The organism is Paraburkholderia susongensis, assembly GCF_900177725.1.
Taxonomy (GTDB): domain Bacteria; phylum Pseudomonadota; class Gammaproteobacteria; order Burkholderiales; family Burkholderiaceae; genus Paraburkholderia; species Paraburkholderia susongensis.
In genome coordinates, this window is sequence record NZ_FXAT01000009.1 from 1 (window position 1) to 17,805 (window position 17,805).

General features: G+C 64.8%; 13 protein-coding genes and 1 pseudogene. 6 read left to right on the forward strand and 8 right to left on the reverse strand.

The genetic code is table 11. The annotated features are described in order from the left end of the window. From B9Z01_RS36375 to B9Z01_RS23645, 3 genes and pseudogenes are all read right to left on the reverse strand, one after another. A pseudogene (locus B9Z01_RS36375) lies at positions 1–227 on the reverse strand (sugar ABC transporter permease); the annotation flags it as partial. A 269-nt stretch (positions 228–496) separates the two neighbouring features. Then, complete coding sequence (locus tag B9Z01_RS23640; protein ID WP_085487538.1) at positions 497–1,819, reverse strand: ABC transporter substrate-binding protein; 1,323 nt, start codon at positions 1,817–1,819, stop codon at positions 497–499. Positions 1,820–1,905: 86 nt separating this feature from the next. After that, a complete protein-coding gene (locus tag B9Z01_RS23645) occupies positions 1,906–2,688 on the reverse strand; it encodes an L-iditol 2-dehydrogenase (RefSeq protein ID WP_085487540.1) in 783 nt (260 codons plus the stop codon). 369 nt (positions 2,689–3,057) lie between these two features. Here B9Z01_RS23645 and B9Z01_RS23650 point away from each other — a divergent pair, with 369 nt between their 5' ends. From B9Z01_RS23650 to B9Z01_RS23665, 4 genes are all read left to right on the forward strand, one after another. After that, the gene (locus tag B9Z01_RS23650) at positions 3,058–3,537 is read left to right on the forward strand and encodes a Fur family transcriptional regulator (RefSeq protein WP_085487958.1); all 480 of its coding nucleotides are present in this window, start codon (positions 3,058–3,060) and stop codon (positions 3,535–3,537) included. 96 nt (positions 3,538–3,633) lie between these two features. Next, positions 3,634–4,626 carry a metal ABC transporter solute-binding protein gene (locus B9Z01_RS23655; protein ID WP_085487542.1) on the forward strand — a complete coding sequence of 331 codons (993 nt, stop codon included), beginning with the start codon at positions 3,634–3,636 and terminating at the stop codon, positions 4,624–4,626. Further along, the gene (locus B9Z01_RS23660; RefSeq protein WP_085487543.1) at positions 4,623–5,612 is read left to right on the forward strand and encodes an ABC transporter ATP-binding protein; all 990 of its coding nucleotides are present in this window, start codon (positions 4,623–4,625) and stop codon (positions 5,610–5,612) included. The genes B9Z01_RS23655 and B9Z01_RS23660 overlap by 4 nt, the downstream gene beginning before the upstream one ends. Further along, positions 5,605–6,387, forward strand: coding sequence for a metal ABC transporter permease (locus B9Z01_RS23665; protein ID WP_085487545.1), 783 nt, complete (start codon positions 5,605–5,607; stop codon positions 6,385–6,387). Before B9Z01_RS23660 ends, B9Z01_RS23665 begins: the two co-directional genes overlap by 8 nt. A gap of 73 nt (positions 6,388–6,460) precedes the next feature. Here the strand turns inward: B9Z01_RS23665 and fghA are convergent, their stop codons facing one another. Together fghA and B9Z01_RS23675 are read right to left on the reverse strand one after the other, a co-directional pair. Continuing rightward, positions 6,461–7,312, reverse strand: coding sequence for an S-formylglutathione hydrolase (gene fghA, locus B9Z01_RS23670; RefSeq protein ID WP_085487547.1), 852 nt, complete (start codon positions 7,310–7,312; stop codon positions 6,461–6,463). A 34-nt stretch (positions 7,313–7,346) separates the two neighbouring features. Then, entirely contained in the window at positions 7,347–8,453 is a 1,107-nt protein-coding gene (locus B9Z01_RS23675; RefSeq protein ID WP_085487549.1) for an S-(hydroxymethyl)glutathione dehydrogenase/class III alcohol dehydrogenase, read from the reverse strand. Between the two features lie 499 nt (positions 8,454–8,952). On the opposite strand from B9Z01_RS23675, the gene B9Z01_RS23680 reads away from it, so the two are divergent. Then, positions 8,953–10,362 (forward strand): nucleobase:cation symporter-2 family protein, encoded by a 1,410-nt coding sequence (locus B9Z01_RS23680; RefSeq protein ID WP_085487551.1) that lies wholly within the window; start codon positions 8,953–8,955, stop codon positions 10,360–10,362. A 296-nt stretch (positions 10,363–10,658) separates the two neighbouring features. Here B9Z01_RS23680 and B9Z01_RS23685 read toward each other — a convergent pair whose 3' ends face one another. The 3 genes from B9Z01_RS23685 to B9Z01_RS23695 are packed head-to-tail and all read right to left on the reverse strand — an operon-like array spanning position 10,659 to position 16,641. Next, positions 10,659–12,173, reverse strand: coding sequence for an efflux transporter outer membrane subunit (locus B9Z01_RS23685; RefSeq protein WP_143809046.1), 1,515 nt, complete (start codon positions 12,171–12,173; stop codon positions 10,659–10,661). A 1-nt stretch (position 12,174) separates the two neighbouring features. After that, a complete protein-coding gene (locus tag B9Z01_RS23690; protein WP_085487555.1) occupies positions 12,175–15,396 on the reverse strand; it encodes an efflux RND transporter permease subunit in 3,222 nt (1,073 codons plus the stop codon). An 18-nt stretch (positions 15,397–15,414) separates the two neighbouring features. After that, positions 15,415–16,641, reverse strand: coding sequence for an efflux RND transporter periplasmic adaptor subunit (locus B9Z01_RS23695; protein WP_085487557.1), 1,227 nt, complete (start codon positions 16,639–16,641; stop codon positions 15,415–15,417). A 439-nt stretch (positions 16,642–17,080) separates the two neighbouring features. Here B9Z01_RS23695 and B9Z01_RS23700 point away from each other — a divergent pair, with 439 nt between their 5' ends. Then, the gene (locus tag B9Z01_RS23700) at positions 17,081–17,722 is read left to right on the forward strand and encodes a TetR family transcriptional regulator (RefSeq protein WP_085487559.1); all 642 of its coding nucleotides are present in this window, start codon (positions 17,081–17,083) and stop codon (positions 17,720–17,722) included. Positions 17,723–17,805 lie beyond the last annotated feature (83 nt).

The window sequence follows — 17,805 nt, forward strand, 5'->3', positions numbered from 1 at the left end:
AGATAGCGGTAATTGTCGAAGCCGGCGAAGCCGCGCAGATCCGGATTCAGCAGGTTGTAGTGCGAGAACGAAAACCAGATCGTCATCGCGAGTGGGATCGCCATCCACAGCACGAGCACGGAGACCGAGGGCATGACGAGCCAACGGGCCGAGTTCGCTTTGCGGGCTTCGCGTTCTTTTTCTGTCTGGGGATGGGCGTGCATGAGAGGTAGGCGCAAAGGACGCATGATTGACCACCTGTTCGGTAATGCGCGGAGCGTTCGCCTGAGCCGCGTGGGCGCCACCGGCATCATGTGCGATGACGCGCCACGTGAGCCGCGCGAGCCCCACGAAGGGCGGTGCAGGCGAACGGCCCGCTGTACTGCAAGGGCCGGCCGATACGCGACATGCATCGGCCGGCGCGCGACGCATCGGTTAGCGCGGCGGGGTTGCCGCTTCACGCCCCAGGGCAGCGCTCGCGATAGCTCTCGCGTGACTGGGTGCGTGACGGGATGCGTTACTTCTGATACCCGGCCTGCTTCACTGCGCGATCCGCGGCCGCGTTGCCGGCCGCCAGCGCCTGATCGACCGTCATCTGACCGGCGATCGCGCCCGAGATGCTCTGACCGACCACGGTGCCGAACGACTGGAACTCAGGAATCCCGACGAACTGCACACCGGTGTACGGCACGGGCTTCAACGTCGGATGGTCCGGGTCGGCGGTCTTGATCGCGTTCAGCACGAACTCGCCGAACGGCGCGGCCTGCTTGTACTCGGGGCGCGCATAGGTCGATTGACGCGTTCCCGGCGGCACCGACGCCCAGCCCTGATCTTTCGCGACCAGTTCGATGTACTCCTTCGACGTGGCCCACGTGATGAACCTCTTGGCCGCGTCGGCCTGCTTGGACGACTTCGGAATCGCCAGCGCCCAGGCCCATAGCCAATGCGAACCCTTCGGTGTGACCTCGATCGGCGCCGCGGCGAAGCCGACCTTGTCCGCAATCTGCGACTGTTGCTTGTTGAAGAGCATGCCGGCCGCCACCGTCGCGTCGATCCACATCGCGCACTTGCCCGACGACATCAGCGTGAGGTTTTCATTGAAGCCGTTCGAGCTCGCTCCCGGCGGCCCGTCTTTCTTCAACAGATTGACATAGAACGTCATCGCCTTCTTCCATTCCGGCGACGTGAGCTGCGCGTGCCACTGCTCGTCGAACCAGCGGCCGCCGAACGTGTTCGCGACCGTCGTCGCATAGGCCATGTTCTCGCCCCAGCCCGCCTTGCCGCGCAGGCAGATGCCGTACTGTTCCTTGGACTTGTCGGTGAGCTTGTCGGCGAATTGCGCGATCTGGTCGTAGGTCGGCTGGTCAGGCATTTTCAGGCCGGCCTTCTCGAACAGATCCTTGCGGTAATAGGTCATCGAGCTTTCGACGTAGAACGGCAGCGCGTAGAGCTGGCCGTTGGCGGACAGGCCGTCGCGCGCCGTCTTCACGACGTCGTCGAGGTCGTAGCTCGCGGGCAGGTTGGTGATCGGCGCGAGCCAGCCGCGCTTGCCCCATTGCGGCGTTTCGTACGCGCCGATCGTCATCACGTCGAACTGGCCGCTGCCAGTCGTGATGTCGGTCGTCGCGCGCTGACGCAGCACGTTTTCTTCGAGAATCACCCAGTTCAGCTTGATGTCCGGATTCGCCTTTTCGAAGGCGGGCGAGAGCTTCTTCAGCTCGATCATGTCCGGATTGTTCAGCGTCGCGATCGTCACCGTCGCCGCCGAGGCGCTCAGCGCAAAGCATGCGGCCGCGCCGGCGCTGGCCACCTTCAGCGCGGATTTGAAAGCTGGTTTCATCTTGCTGTCTCCTTTTCGTACGTTATGTAGTGCTGCGTTCGTTCTACGAAATGACACGCGACCAAGAGCAAACGGCGTGCCCGCTCTCAGCTCATCCAGTTGCCACCGTCGACGTTCAGCGTTTGCGCGGTGATGTAGTCGGCATCGGCCGACGCGAGAAACAGTGCGGCGCCGGTCAGGTCCTCGGGCACGCCCATGCGGCCGAGCGGCACCGCCTCGCCGACGAGGCGCTTCTTCTCGCCGGGTTGCCGGTTTTCGTAGCGCGCGAAGAGCGCGTCGACCTCGGTCCACATCGGCGTATCGACGACGCCCGGCGCGATGCCGTTCACGTTGATCTTGTGCGGCGCAAGCGCGAGCGCCGCCGATTGCGTATAGCTCAACACCGCCGCCTTGGTTGCGCAGTAGTGCGAAACGAGTGCTTCACCGCGCCGCCCGGCTTGCGACGACATGTTGATGATCTTGCCGCCGTGGCCTTGCTCGACCATCTGGCGAGCCACGGCCTGCATGAGGAAGAACATGCCCTTCACGTTGACCGAGAAGAGCCGGTCGAACACGTCCCAGGATTCGTTGAGAAGCGGGCGCATATCGAAAAGCGCCGCATTGTTGAACAGGATGTCGATCTGGCCGAAGCGCTCGAGCGTGCTCGCCACGATGCGCGCGATGTCCTCGCGGCGCGTGACGTCGGCGCTCACGCTGAACGCGCGCTCGCCGTACGTGGCGCGCAGCGCGTCGCCGAAACTGTCGGCCGGCTTCACGTCGACCAGCACGCAGCGCGCGCCTTCATCGAGGTAGCGGCGCGCCACGGCCTCGCCGATCCCGCTTGCCGCGCCCGTCAGAATGGCCACCTTGTCCTGCAATCGTGCCGCCACTGCATGTCTCCGGTTCGTTCTGCATTCTGGCGCGCAGTGAGCGAACGCTCATCGCGCGAACAATTGCTCTGTGAGTGATCGAATGATCGGATACGGACCGGGCCATGTCAAGGCGCACGGCCAGATTTCGATGGTGCAGCGCGGCAGGATGGATTGCGGGCACCGTGCGGGCGGCATGTGCGACGGCAGGCGGCAGGCGGCAGAGTCAAAGGTTCCGGTTGCCTGAAGGTTCGGCCCGCTGACAAAAAATAGCGATACGTTATATCATTGCGACCTGGCTGCGCGTCGAGTCCTTGCCATCCGCCACCTCGCCCCGCAGCCCGCCGCAATCCGGATGCGCCGCCGTTATCCGTCAGGAGACCCATGCCGATGACTACCTTGCTCGCCGAACAGCACGCCGTGCGGCTCGCGCATGCCGAAGCGCATGCCGCGTCGCACAGGCTCGCGCTCACGCCGCTGCGCCGTCAGGTATACGCGGCGATCCTTGCGAGCGAGCGGCCAATCGGCGCCTACGAACTGCTCGACACGCTCGCGCCCGAGCGCGGCCGCATGCCGCCGACCACCGTGTACCGCGCGCTCGACTTCCTCGTCGCGCACGGCTTCGTGCACCGGATCGAATCGAAGAACGCGTTCGTCGCCTGTTGCGAGATCGGCGTGCCGCATCGCAGCCAGTTCCTCATGTGCGACCACTGCGGCGCGACCGTCGAGATTCCCGGCGACGAACTCGCCGACCAGCTCTCGCATAGCGCACCAGCGCATGGCTTCGAAGTGCACCGTCAGGTGATCGAGCTAAGCGGCCTGTGCGCGCTCTGCGCCCGCGCAGCAAAGCCCGCGGGGGCGCAGACATAACCGGCGCCTGCACACGCGACGCCTGCCGCAAACCGCGGGCGTCTTCGTCACTTCCACGATGGTGGTTCATTCAACTCTCACGCAGCAGGAAAAACGATGAAAAGAATCGGCTCGATGTTGACCGGGGCGCGGCGCGCGCTGAAGCTGTCGAAGTATCTGCCCGCACGTCTGGGCGTGTGTTTGCTGGCGGGAGCCGCACTCGCGTTCGGTCACGGCGCGTTCGCCGCCGACGCGCAGGAAGCCAAGGCCGGCGCGAAAATCCCGGTCGTCGCCGCGGAGAATTTTTACGGCGACGTGGTGCAGCAACTCGGCGGCGATCACGTCGAGGTGACGAGCATCCTCAGCAATCCGGACCAGGATCCGCACCTGTTCGAAGCGAGCCCGGCCACCGCGCGCGCGTTGCATCATGCGAGCCTTGTGGTCTACAACGGCGCCGACTACGATCCGTGGATGGCGAAATTGCTGGCCGCCTCGAAAGGCACGCAGCGCACGGTGATCGTCGCGGCCGACCTCGTCGGCAGGAAAGGCGGCGACAATCCGCACCTCTGGTACGACCCGGCGACGATGCCGAAAGTCGCGCACGCGATCAGCGACGCGCTCAGCGCGGCTGACCCGGCGCACAAGTCGGCGTACGATGCGAACCTCGCGAAGTTTCTCGATTCGCTGAAGCCGATCGACGCGAAGGTCGCCGAATTGCACGGGCGCTACGCCGGCGTGCCGGTCACGGCGACCGAACCGGTGTTCGGCTACATGTCGGACGCGATCGGCCTCTCGATGCGCAATCAGCGCTTCCAGCTCGCCACGATGAACGACACCGAAGCGAGCGCGGCCGATATCGCCGCGTTCGAACGCGATCTGCGCGAGAGGCGCGTGCGCGTTCTGATCTATAACAGCCAGGCAACCGAGGCCCTGACCAAACGCATGTTGAAGCTTGCGCAACAATCGAAGGTGCCGACGATGAGCGTCACCGAAACCCTGCCGGCCGGCAAGACCTATCAGACGTGGATGCTCACGCAGCTCGACGCGCTCGACAAGGCACTCGCCGCGGGCGACGCGAATGGCGCGGCCGCCAAAGGAAAAACGCCATGACTGAGACTGGCCGCAATGTGCCAGAGGGTGCGCGAGGGGGCGCATCCACCACCGCCGGAAACGGCACGCCCGTGCTCGAACTCGAGCGCGTGACGCTCGAACTCGGCGACCGCACGATCCTGCGTGACACGAGCTTCGTCGTGAACCAGGGCGAATTCATCGGCGTGCTCGGGCCGAACGGTGCGGGCAAGACGACCCTGATGCGCGCCGTGCTCGGCCTCGTGCCGGCCGCCAGCGGCGCGGTCCGCGTGCTCGGGCAGACGGTCGAGCGCGGCAACGCGTCGATCGGCTATATGCCGCAGACGCGCAGCGCGCTCGCCGGCCGCCGCGTGCGCGGGCGCGACTTCGTCGCGATGGCCGCCGACGGTCACCGCTGGGGCCTGCCGCATGCCGATGCGAAAACCCGCGCCGACGTCGACCGGGTGCTCGACCTCGTCGGCGGCACGAATCTCTCCAAACGGCCGCTTTCGGAACTGTCCGGCGGCGAGCGTCAGCGGCTGCTGCTCGCGCAATGCCTGCTCGGCAATCCGAAGCTGCTGCTGCTCGACGAACCGCTCATCAGTCTCGATCCGCATCATCAGAAGAGCGTCGTCGAACTCGTGCGCCGCGTGCAGCGCGAACTCGGCATCGCCGTGCTGTTCTCCGCGCATGAACTGAATCCGCTGCTCAACTCGCTCGATCGCGTGCTGTATCTCGGCAGCGGCGTCGCGGCGCTCGGCACCGTCGACGAAGTCATCACGAAGCCCGTGCTCTCGCGCCTCTACGGCTCGCCGATCGACGTGATGCGCGTGAACGGCCGCATCTTCGTGATGTCGGGCGGTGTCGAAGTCGAGAAACACGATCACGAGCACGAACACGACGAGGACGACGGCCACGCGCATTCGCACGGGCACGCCCATGGTCATGCACACGACCATGCGCACGCTCCTTCACACGGCCACTCGCACCGGCACGACTCACGCGACGGACACACGCACGATGTTTGAATACGATTTCATGGTGAACGCATTCGCGGCGTCGGGGATCGTCGCGGTGCTGGCCGGGGTGGTCGGCTATTTTCTGGTGATGCGCGGACAAACCTTCGCCGGCCATGCGCTCTCGCACGTCGGCTTCACCGGCGCGACCGGCGCGGTGCTGGTCGGCATCTCGCCGATCTGGGGGATGATCGGCTTCACGCTCGCGGCGGGCGTCGGCATGGGTGCGCTCGGCGAACGGCTCGCCGGACGCGACGTGGCGATCGGTGTGATCCTGTCGCTCTCGCTCGGCTTCGGTTTGCTGTTTCTGCATTTCTTCACCGCATACGCGACGCAGGTCACTGCGCTCCTGTTCGGCAACGTGCTCGGTGTCAATGCATCGACGCTCGGCGTGCTCGCGGCGCTCGGTGTGGTCAGTCTGATCGCGCTTGCGGCAATCATGCGGCCGTTGCTGTTCGCCTCGCTGCAACCGGAACTCGCCGAAGCGAAGGGCGTGTCGCTGCGCCGCGTGTCGATGCTGTTTCTCGCGATTGCCGCACTCGCGGTGGCGGCATGCACGCAGATCGTCGGCGTGCTGCTCGTGTTCACGCTGATGGTCGGCCCGGCCGCCGCCGCGCAGAACCTGAGCACACGCCTGTCCACCGGCGTCGTGCTCGCGGCCGTGTTCGCGCTTGCGCAGGCGTGGCTCGGTCTGACGCTCGCGTTCTATACCGACTGGCCGACGAGCTTCTGGATCACCGTGCTCTCGGCGGTGGTGTATGGCGGGAGTTTGCTGCGGCGGCATTGAGCGAGGTCCATCAAATGAAAACGGCGGCACATTGCGTGCCGCCGTTTTTCCATTGCGCGCTCTGCGAGCGTCTTCAGCCGAGCAACACCTTCGCGTGATGCGCGATGTGATCCTCGATGAACGTCGAGATGAAGTAGTAGCCGTGGTCGTAACCCGCGTGACGGCGCAACGTCAGCGGCTGCCCCGCGGCCTTGCACGCGGCTTCGAACACGTCCGGATTCAACTGCGTCGGCAGGAACTGATCCGCGAGTCCCTGATCGACGAGAATGCCTTCCTGGAACTTGCGCGATGCCTGTGCGACCAGCTCGCTCGCGTCATACTGCTTCCACGTCTCGCGGTTCTCGCCGAGATAGCCGCTGAACGCCTTCACGCCCCACGGGCAGCGCATCGGCGCGGCAATCGGCGCGAACGCCGACACCGAGCGATAGATCTCCGGATTGCGCAGCGCCAGCATCAGCGCGCCGTGCCCGCCCATCGAATGGCCGAAGATGCCGAGGCGCGCGCCGTCGATCGGCAGGCCCGCGAGCACCGTTTCGCGCAGCTCGTCGCGCACGTATGAGTACATGCGGTAGTGGCGCGCCCACGGCTCTTCGGTTGCGTCGACGTAAAAGCCCGCGCCCACGCCGAAGTCCCACGCATCGCTTTCGCCCGGCACGCCCGCGCCGCGCGGACTCGTGTCCGGCGAAATCAGCGCGATGCCATGCTGTGCCGCGAAGCGCTGCGCGCCGGCCTTGATCGCGAACGTCTCTTCGGTGCAGGTGAGGCCCGCGAGATAGAACAGCGCGGGCACCTTCGCGTTCGCCTGCAATGCCTGCGGCGGCAGATAGACCGAGAAGCGCATCGGCAGACCAATCGTGCGCGACTCGTGGCGGTAGAAGCGTTGCTCGCCGCCGTGGCAGGCATGGGACGATAGTAGTTCGAGCATCGTCAAAAACTCCTCGACTCTTCAGGTACGCGGTTCAATACAGCACGACCGAGCGGATCGACTCACCCTTCTTCATCAGATCGAAACCCTCGTTGATGCGCTCGAGCGGCAGACGGTGCGTGATGAGGTCGTCGATATTGATCTTGCCTTCCATGTACCAGTCGACGATCTTCGGCACATCGGTGCGGCCGCGCGCGCCGCCGAACGCCGAACCCTTCCATTCGCGGCCCGTCACGAGCTGGAACGGCCGCGTGCTGATTTCCTCACCGGCAGCCGCGACGCCGATGATGAACGACTGGCCCCAGCCCTTGTGCGTGCACTCCAGCGCCTGGCGCATGACCTTCGTGTTGCCGATGCATTCGAACGAATAGTCGGCGCCGCCGTCGGTGAGTTGCACGATGTGATCGACGACGTTCCCGACTTCGTTCGGGTCGATGAAGTGCGTCATGCCGAACTTCTTCGCGAGTTCGACGCGGCCCGGGTTGAGGTCGACACCGATGATCTTGTCCGCGCCGACCATCTTCGCGCCCTGGATCACATTGAGGCCGATGCCGCCGAGACCGAACACCACCACGTTCGCACCCGCCTCGACCTTCGCCGAATACACGACCGCGCCCACGCCCGTCGTCACGCCGCAGCCGATGTAGCAGATCTTGTCGAACGGCGCGTCCTCGCGCACCTTCGCGACCGCGATTTCCGGCACGACGATGTAGTTCGAGAACGTGGACGTGCCCATGTAGTGAAAGAGCGGCTTGCCGTCGAGCGAGAAGCGCGAGGTCGCATCGGGCATCAGACCCTTGCCCTGCGTCGAACGGATCGCCTGGCACAGGTTGGTCTTGCGCGACAGGCAGAACTTGCACTGGCGGCATTCGGGCGTGTAGAGCGGAATCACGTGGTCGCCCTTCTTCAGCGTGCCGACGCCCGGCCCGACATCGACGATCACGCCCGCGCCTTCGTGGCCGAGAATCGCCGGGAAGAGGCCTTCGGGGTCGGCGCCCGAGAGCGTGTAGTAATCGGTGTGGCAGATGCCCGTCGCCTTCACCTCGATCAGGACTTCACCGGCGCGCGGCCCTTCGAGATCCACTTCCTCGATGGTCAACGGGGCGCCGGCTTTCCATGCGATTGCTGCTTTGGTTTTCATCGTCAATGCTCCTGTGAATCCGTGGGTCTGTTTGATGGCGCGGGGCGCATCGCGCGCCGGGTATCGCGTAGCGCGCGGGAAGCGTAATGGTATTGCAAAGCGCGTCGCGATATCGCCCGAAACGGACAAACCTCGGAACAGAACGCGGACCAGCGAGGCGCCGAAAATCCGCCAAACGCGGGTTAACCCCGCCACGTCGCGAGTTGCGCCAAAACAGGACTATGCGGCTATCCTGATACACGTCATGGACTCTTGCATATATCCCCGCGCGCGCCGCACGTACACCATACGCACGGTGCGGCGCCCGAACTCGCCACCGCACAGGGCTCGCGACGGATGCGCGGCCGATTAGCCACGCTCGCGGCTTCGATTTCCCTTACAAACGGCGCGCGCGCATATCGTCGCCGGGAATGCGGGAATAGCCGTGAGTGGTCTTGTTGCAGCTTTTCGTCCCCGATACCTTGGAGCCATCCCAAAACAGATGGTGGAGACAGACAATATGCAAGCGAACACGGTTCACCCGTGCGACGAACGCCTACCCGCGGGCCAGTTGCTTACCCTCGGCATCCAGCACGTTCTCGTCATGTATGCCGGCGCAGTTGCGGTGCCGCTCATCATCGGCGCGGCGCTCAAGCTGCCGAAGGACCAGATCGCGTTCCTCATCAGCGCCGATCTGTTCTCCTGCGGCATCGCCACGCTGATCCAGACGCTTGGACTGTGGATCTTCGGCATCCGCCTGCCCGTCATCATGGGCTGCACCTTCGCCGCCGTCGGACCGATGGTCGCGATCGGCACCAATCCCTCACTCGGCATTCTCGACATCTTCGGCTCGACGATCGCGGCCGGCGTGATCGGCATACTGGCCGCGCCCGCGGTCGGCAAGCTGCTGCGCTTTTTCCCGCCGGTCGTGATCGGTGTCGTGATCTCGGTGATCGGCCTCTCGCTGATGGAAGTCGGCATCAACTGGGCGGCGGGCGGCGTCGGCAATCCCGACTACGGCAATCCGGTCTACCTCGGCCTGTCGCTCGTCGTGCTCACGCTGATCCTGCTCATCAACAAGTTCGGGAAGGGTTTCATCGCCAATATCTCGGTGCTGCTCGGCATCGTCGCGGGCTTCGTGATCGCGCTCATGCTCGGCCGCGTCAACATGGACGGCGTCACGCACGCGCCGTGGGTCGGCTTCGTGATGCCGTTCCACTTCGGCCTGCCGCACTTCGATCCGCTTTCGATCGCGACGATGGTCACCGTGATGTTCGTCACCTTCATCGAATCGACCGGCATGTTCCTCGCGGTCGGCGACATGGTCGATCGTCCGGTCGATCAGAAGACGCTCGTGCGCGGCCTGCGCGTCGACGGTCTCGGCACGCTGATCGGCGGCATCTTCAACTCGTTTCCGCATACGTCGTTTTCGCAGAATGTCGGCCTGATCGGCGTGACCGGCGTGAAGAGCCGCTTCGTCTGCGCGACGGGCGGCGTGATCCTCGTGCTGCTCGGCCTGTTTCCGAAAATGGCGCAGGTGGTGGCCTCGGTGCCGGCCTTCGTGCTCGGCGGCGCGGGCATCGTGATGTTCGGCATGGTCGCGGCGAACGGCATCAAGGTGCTCTCGCGGGTCGATTTCGTGAAGAATCACCACAACCTGTTCATCGTCGCCGTGAGCATCGGGCTCGGCCTCGTGCCGGTCGTCTCGCCGCACTTCTTCTCGCAACTGCCGCCGGCGCTGTCGCCGCTGCTGCATAGCGGGATTCTGCTGGCGTCGGTGTCGGCGGTCGTGCTGAACCTGATCTTCAACGGCGTGAATAGCGAAAGGAAGGCACGGCGCGAACTTCGCCGCGCCGGGCACGATCTCGATAAAAGCGCGGGCAGCGAGCCGCAGCACAACGAGATGCTGCGCGCAGCGGATATGCACTGAGCGTCATGAGGCATCGGCGCCGTCCATTCGCGATTCGCCGATGTCCGCATTGAGGCTTGCGCGGTGACGGATGCCGCGCCTGAACAGAAACGCCACGGCATGCCGTGGCGTTTCTGTTGGTCGACCCTGAACGAAACAGCCCGATCGGCTCACGCTGATCGGGCTGTTTCGTTTGCTTCGTTGCTTGCTTCGTTGTCTACTTCGGCGCTTACGCTAGCGGTGAACTCCCTGCACAACCGAGCGGAAGCCGCTTCACGCAAGCGCCGCAGTCAGCGCTTCCCAGCTTCTTCCAGCACTCACCCCGCCGTCGCCGCCGAAGCCGCGACCGGTGCGCTCGCCGCACCGTAGTCGACCGGCGCGTCCGCGGGACGCGGCTGGTCGCCGGTGTTCTCGATCCAGCCGCCGCCGAGTGCCTGGTACAGCGTGACCAGGTTCTCGAGGCGCTGCATGCGCGCCGTAATCAGCGACTGCTGCGACGAGTACAGATCGGTCTGCGCGGTCAGCACCGACAGATAGCTGTCGACGCCGTTCTTGTAACGCAGGTTCGACAGATCGAGCCGGCGCTGCTCGGCCGACGTGTTGCGCTCGAGCGCCTGGATCTGCTGATCGTAGGTGCCGCGCGCCGCAAGCCCGTCCGCCACTTCGCGGAAGGCCGTCTGGATCGCCTTTTCATACGTGGCGATCTGCACGTTCTTCTCGATGTTGGCGAGATTGAGGTTGGCGATGTTCTGGCCACCCTCGAAGATCGGCAGCGTGATCGACGGCGCGAAGCTCCACGCCGCCGAGCCCGGCTTGAACAGCCCGCCGAGCGTCGGGCTCAGCGTGCCGACGCTGCCGGTCAGCGTGACCTTCGGGAAGAACGCCGCGCGCGCCGCGCCGATATTCGCGTTGGCCGCGAGCAGATTCTCCTCGGCCTCCATGATGTCGGGACGGCGCGTGAGCAGGTCGGACGGCAGGCCCGCCGGAATGTCCGTGAGGAGATTCTGGTCGTTCAGCGGCAGCCCCTGCGGCATATCGCCCGGCAACGGCTCGCCGACCAGCAGCACGAGCGCGTTCTCGGCCTGTGCCCGCAAGCGCGCCTGCGCCTGCATATTGGCGTTCGCGGTCTCGACGACCGTTTGCGCCTGGCGCAGATCGAGTTCCGAGCCGGTGCCGTTGTCGAACTGCAGCTTCGTGATCCGGAACGACTCCTGCGCGTTCGTCAACGTGTCCTGCGTGACCTTCAGCAGATCGTCGAGTTCGAGCAGCGTCAGGTACTGGTTCGCGACCTGCGAGACCAGCGAGATCTCCGCCGCCTTGCGCGCCTGAGCGGTGCCCAGGTACGTCGCCAACGCCTGGTCCTTGAGGCTCTGGATCCGTCCGAAGAAGTCGATTTCCCACGACGCGTTCAGACCCACCGAATACGTGCTCGCGATCGTCTGGGGCGTGGTCGACAGGTCGAGCGGGGTGCGCTGCCGGGTTAGCGACCCCGCGGCGTCGAGCGTCGGCAAGAGGCCCGCGCGAACGATCCGGTACTGCGCCGCCGACGCCTGCATGTTCAGCACCGACACACGCAGATCGCGGTTGTTCTTCAGCGCGATTTCGATGAGCTGCTGCAAACGCGGGTCGACGAAGAACTCGCGCCAGCCGATGTCGGCAGCGGCCTGTCCGTTCGCGCTGCGCCCGCCCGGAGCGGCCGGCTGCGTGTCGTACACGCCGCCCGTCGGGAAATTCGTCGTCACGGGCGCGGCGGGGCGCTCGTAGCGCGGCGCCAGCGTGCAACCCGCGGCGAGCAGCGCGACCGCCACTGCAATCAAAGAATGTTTTTGCATCTCAATGTCCATCCTTGCCCGAGTCATTGTCAGCCGACCCGCCTGCCGAGCCGCCACCTTGCGGATCATGCGGATGGTGCTGTTCGTAGTGTCGCAGCGCCTCGTCCGGGTCTTCCTTCTCGCCGCCGAACTTCGCGCGGATCACGACGAAGAACATCGGGATCATGAAGATCGCGAGGAAGGTCGCCGTCAACATACCGCCGATCACGCCGGTGCCGATCGCGTGCTGGCTTGCCGAGCCCGCGCCGTTACTGATCGCGAGCGGCAGCACGCCGAGAATGAACGCGAGCGAGGTCATCAGGATAGGACGCAACCGCAGACGCGCCGCTTCGAGCGCGGCCTCGATCGGCCCCATGCCTTGCCCTTGCTGCAGCTCGCGGGCGAATTCCACGATCAGAATCGCGTTTTTCGCCGACAGACCGACCGTGGTCAGCAGACCCACCTGGAAGAACACGTCGTTCTCGAGCCCGCGCAGCGTCGCGGCCAGCAGTGCGCCGATCACGCCGAGCGGCACCACCATGATCACCGAGAACGGGATCGACCAGCTTTCATACAGCGCCGCGAGACACAGGAACACGACCAGGATCGAGATGCCGTACAGGATCGGCGCCTGCGAACCGGACTGGCGCTCCTGCAGCGACAGACCCGTCCACTCGTAGCCGACACCCGCGGGCAGCTTCGTGACGAGCGCTTCCATCGCCGCCATCGCCTGGCCGGTCGATTTGCCCGGCGCGGCCGCACCCTGGATTTCCACCGACGAGATACCGTTGTAGCGCTCGAGCTTCGGCGAGCCGAACGTCCACGCGGTGCTCGTGAAGGACGAGAACGGCACCATCCCGCCCGCGCTGTTGCGCACGAACCAGGCATTCACGTCTTCCGGCTGCATCCGGAAAGGTGCGTCGCCCTGCAGGTACACCTTCTTGATCCGACCGTCGGTATCGAGGAAGTTGTTCACGTATGCCGATGCCCACGCGATCGAGAACGTCTGGTCGATGTCGGACACGGACACGCCGAGCGCCTGTGCCTTCTCCCGATCGATGTTCACCTTGAACTGCGGCGTATCGTTCAGGCCGTTCGGACGCACCTGTGCAAGCGTCGGATCTTTCGCGGCGAGACCGAGCAGCATGTTGCGCGCTTCCATCAGCTTCTCGTGACCGAGACCCGCGCGGTCCTGCAGCTGGAAGTCGAAGCCCGCTGCCGTGCCGAGTTCAGGAATCGACGGCGGATTGACCGGATACACGAGCGCGTTCTTGTACGAACTGAAGTGCATGAAGAGCCGGCCCACGAGCGCCTGCACCTTCTGGTCCGCATGCTGGCGCTGCCCGTAGTCCTTCATCCGCACGAACACGAGACCCGCGTTCTGGCCGCGGCCCGCGAAGCTGAAGCCGTTCACCGTGAAGACGGATTCGACAATTGCCTTCTCGTCCTTGAGCAGGTAGTCGGACACGTCCTTCAGCGCGTGCGCCGTGGTTTCCTGGGTCGAGCCGGCCGGCGTCTGCACGAGCACGAACATCGTGCCCTGGTCTTCGTCGGGCAGGAACGACTTCGGCAGACGCACGAACAGCAGGCCCACCGCGAAGATCACCACCATGTAGATGATGAGCCAGCGGCCCGAGCGCTTGATCACGTGGTGCACGCCCGAGTGATACTTGTCGCGGCTGCTGTTGAACGTACGGTTGAACCAGCCGAAGAAGCCGGTGGCTTTTTCGTGATGCCCCTTCGGAATCGGCTTGAGGATCGTCGCGCACAGCGCCGGCGTCAGAATCAACGCGACCAGCACGGACAGCACCATCGCGGCGACGATCGTCAGCGAGAACTGCCGGTAGATCGCCCCGACCGAGCCGCCCGAGAACGCCACCGGCACGAACACCGCCGACAGCACGAGCGCGACGCCGACGAGCGCGCCGGTAATCTGGTCCATCGCCTTGCGGGTTGCATCTCGAGGCGATAAGCCCTCCTCCTGCATCACCCGCTCGACGTTTTCCACGACCACGATCGCATCGTCCACCAGCAGACCGATGGCGAGCACGAGACCGAACATCGACAGCACGTTGATCGAGAAACCGACCACGCTCATGATCGCGAACGTGCCGAGCAGCACCACCGGCACGGCGATCGTCGGGATCAGCGTGGCGCGCAGGTTCTGCAGGAACAGGTACATGACCAGGAACACCAGCACGATACCTTCGAGCAGCGTCTTGACCACTTCCTCGATCGACAGGCGCACGAACGGCGTAGTGTCGTACGGATACTGGACGACGAGACCGTGCGGGAAGTACTTCGACAGTTCGTCGATCTTCGCGCGCACCGCCTTCGCGGTGGCGAGCGCGTTCGCGCCGGTGGCGAGCTGGATACCGAAGCCTGCCGTCGGCTGACCGTTGTACTTGGTGTCGAAGTTGTAGTTTTCGCCGCCGAGCTCGATGTGCGATACGTCACGCAGACGCACCTGCGAGCCGTCCTGGTTCACCTTCAGCAGGATGTTGCCGAACTCCTCGGGGGTGTTCAGCAGCGTAGCCTGCGTGATCGTGGCCTGCAGCACCTGCCCCGGCACCGACGGCGTGCCGCCGAGCGAGCCGCCCGCGACCTGCACGTTCTGCGCCTGGATCGCGTTCTGCACGTCCACCGGCGTCAAGCCGAAGTTGTTCAGCTTGGTCGCGTCGAGCCAGATCCGCATCGCGTACTGCGAGCCGAACAGCGTCACCGTGCCCACGCCGTCGATACGGCTGACCGGATCCTCGATGTTCGACGCCACATAGTTCGCGAGGTCGTACTTGTTCATGCTGCCGTCTTCGGACACGAACGCCATCACCAGCAGGAAGCTGCTGCTCGACTTCGTGACCTTGGTGCCCAACTGCTGCACCGCTTGCGGCAACAACGGCGTGGCGAGTTGCAGCTTGTTCTGCACCTGCACCTGCGCGATGTCGGGGTTGGTGCCGGCCGCGAACGTCAGCGTGATGGTTGCCGTACCCGAGTCATCCGACGTGGACGCCAGATACAGCAAGTGGTCGAGACCACTCATCTGCTGCTCGATCACCTGCGTGACGGTGTCTTCCACCGTCTTCGCCGATGCGCCCGGATACGTTGCGCTGATCTGGATGGACGGCGGCGCGATGGTCGGGTATTGCGCGATCGGCAGTGTGAACACCGACGCGATACCCGCGAGCATCAGGATGATGGCGATCACCCATGCAAAAATCGGGCGATCGATAAAGAACTTTGCCATGAAGCGGGCTCCCTGTTATTACGCGCCCGATGCAGCGGAGGCAGGTTGAGCCGCGGCGGGTTGAGCCGTCGGTGCACCGCCTGCGGCCGCGTCGGAAGCCGGCGTGCCGGGCAGTTGCGCCGCCACGGGCTTGACCTGCTGGCCGGGACGCGCCTTGTCGGTGCCCTGGACGATCACGCGATCGCCGGCCTTCAGGCCGTCCGCGATCACCCAGTACGTGCCGAACGTGCCGTTCGTCGCGAGCTGACGCAGCTCGACCTTGTTGTCGTTGCCGACGACGAGCGCGGTGGGCTGGCCCTTCTGGTCATGCGTGACGCCCACTTGCGGGACGATGAGCGCGTTCTGGTTCACCCCTTCCTCGATCTTCGCGCGCACGAACATGCCCGGCAGCAGCACGTGGTCGGCGTTCTTGAAGATCGCGCGGACCGTGACCGAGCCGGTGCCCTGGTCGACGGTCACGTCGGTGAACTGGAGCTTGCCCTTCTCCGGATAGACCCGGCCGTCTTCCAGCACGAGCGACACCTGGGCCGCGTCCGGGCCGGTCGTCTTCAGACGCCCTTCCTGCACTTCGCGGCGCAGCTTCAGGCCGTCGAGGCTCGATTGCGTGAGGTCCACGTAGACCGGATCGAGCTGCTGGACCGTCGCCATCAGCGTGGCCGCGCTCTGCTGCACGTACGCGCCCGGCGTGACCTGCGACACGCCGATCTGGCCGGTCACGGGCGAGGTCACGTCGGTATAGCCGAGGTTGATCTGCGCGGTGTCGACCGAAGCCTTGCCCGCGGCGACGTCGGCGGCGGCCTGGCCTTCGGCGGCGACCGCGTTGTCGTAGTCCTGCTTGCTGACCGCGTTGGCGGCGACCAGCACCTTGTAGCGGTTCGCCTGCGCGGTGGTCGTCACGAGGTTCGCCTGCGCCTTCGCGAGCGCTGCCTTCGCATTGTTCAGCGAGGCGATGTAAGGCGCCGGATCGATCTTGTACAGGCGTTGGCCTGCCTTGACCTGGCTGCCCTCGGTGAACTCGCGGCGCAGCACGATGCCGTCCACCCGCGCGCGCACCTGCGCGACGAGGAACGCACTGGTGCGGCCGGGCAGTTCGGTGACGACCGGCACGGTGGTCGGCTGGAGGGTGACGACGCCGACTTCGGGCGCCTGTGGCGGCGGGGCAGATTGTTTTGGTCCGCATGCCGCCAGCAAAATGGCAGCCGTCGCGGCACTAATTAAGCGGAATGGAACCCGTTCGACGCGCATGGAGCGACCTCTGTCAAAGACTGAGAAGAAAAAGTGCGCGCATCCCTACCCCGGGGACAACAGCGCACACAAGCGTCTTGCGACGCTCGACCAGGTAGCCCGTGAAAGCGAACCGCGCCTGCAAGGGCACCCTGTACGAGATGTGCGATACCCGGGAATGCCGCACGGCGCCGCGCTTTCCGGCACGGCGCAATAGCGTTTTGAAAGGCAACAGTCACGGATATTAACCGGTCATCCCGGCTTGGGCTATCTTGGGCTATCCGTTCGTGGGGTGCTATTATATATACATCCACGAATGGATGTAAAAGTGCATTTAGTTCTCTTGCGGGCAGGGGGCTCACAAGATCGCTTCGCAATTCGCTTAACAGTAGTCAGATTGTCATCGGGCTGACTTAAAACGGCCCGGGGAAACCCCACAATCAGGGCAGGTCATTCCAATATGGTCAGAAGAACCAAAGAAGAGGCATTGGAGACGCGTAACCGGATTCTCGACGCGGCCGAACAGGTTTTCTTCGAGAAAGGCGTATCGCGCACCTCGCTGGCCGATATCGCGCAGGCCGCGGGTGTCACGCGCGGCGCAATCTACTGGCACTTTGCTCACAAAAGCGAGCTGTTCACCGAGATGTTCGACCGCGTGCTGCTGCCGCTTGACGAACTGAAGGCCGCCTCGCTCGACCCCAACGAGGCCGATCCGCTCGGGCGCATCATGGAAGTCTGCATGGTCTGTCTGCGCGACACCGCTAACGACCCGCGCCGCCGCCGCGTGTTCGACATCCTGTTTCTGAAATGCGAGCTGGTCGAGGACATGGGCCCGATGATGGCGCGCTATCAGACCAACATGCGCGAGGGGCTCGCGAAAATCGAAGGTGGTCTGCGCAATGCGATCTCCAAAGGGCAAATACCCGCGGATCTTGACACGAAGCTCGCCGCGGCGATGGTGCATGCGTTTGTCGGCGGATCGCTGCGGGACATGCTGTTCCTGCCCGATGCCACCGACTTCGGCACGCACGCGCAGCAGATGGTGGAAGGGATGTTCGATGCGCTGCGGCTGAGTCCGGCGTTGCGCAGGAAGACGGCGTAGCGGGCCAGCGGACGGACGGCTACGGGCAAAAGAAACGGGCGGTTCGGTGAACCGCCCGTTTCTGTTTGGGGGCCTCGTTTGCG

Excerpts from the sequence above, each read along its gene's own strand:
- B9Z01_RS23640 (WP_085487538.1), bottom strand. The coding sequence starts at position 1,819 with ATGAAACCAGCTTTCAAATCCGCGCTGAAGGTGGCCAGCGCCGGCGCG.
- fghA (WP_085487547.1), bottom strand. The coding sequence starts at position 7,312 with ATGCTCGAACTACTATCGTCCCATGCCTGCCACGGCGGCGAGCAACGC.
- B9Z01_RS23650 (WP_085487958.1), top strand. The coding sequence starts at position 3,058 with ATGACTACCTTGCTCGCCGAACAGCACGCCGTGCGGCTCGCGCATGCC.
- B9Z01_RS23665 (WP_085487545.1), top strand. The coding sequence starts at position 5,605 with ATGTTTGAATACGATTTCATGGTGAACGCATTCGCGGCGTCGGGGATC.
- B9Z01_RS23680 (WP_085487551.1), top strand. The coding sequence starts at position 8,953 with ATGCAAGCGAACACGGTTCACCCGTGCGACGAACGCCTACCCGCGGGC.
- B9Z01_RS23660 (WP_085487543.1), top strand. The coding sequence starts at position 4,623 with ATGACTGAGACTGGCCGCAATGTGCCAGAGGGTGCGCGAGGGGGCGCA.
- B9Z01_RS23655 (WP_085487542.1), top strand. The coding sequence starts at position 3,634 with ATGAAAAGAATCGGCTCGATGTTGACCGGGGCGCGGCGCGCGCTGAAG.
- B9Z01_RS23675 (WP_085487549.1), bottom strand. The coding sequence starts at position 8,453 with ATGAAAACCAAAGCAGCAATCGCATGGAAAGCCGGCGCCCCGTTGACC.
- B9Z01_RS23685 (WP_143809046.1), bottom strand. The coding sequence starts at position 12,173 with ATGCAAAAACATTCTTTGATTGCAGTGGCGGTCGCGCTGCTCGCCGCG.
- B9Z01_RS23695 (WP_085487557.1), bottom strand. The coding sequence starts at position 16,641 with ATGCGCGTCGAACGGGTTCCATTCCGCTTAATTAGTGCCGCGACGGCT.
- B9Z01_RS23690 (WP_085487555.1), bottom strand. The coding sequence starts at position 15,396 with ATGGCAAAGTTCTTTATCGATCGCCCGATTTTTGCATGGGTGATCGCC.
- B9Z01_RS23700 (WP_085487559.1), top strand. The coding sequence starts at position 17,081 with ATGGTCAGAAGAACCAAAGAAGAGGCATTGGAGACGCGTAACCGGATT.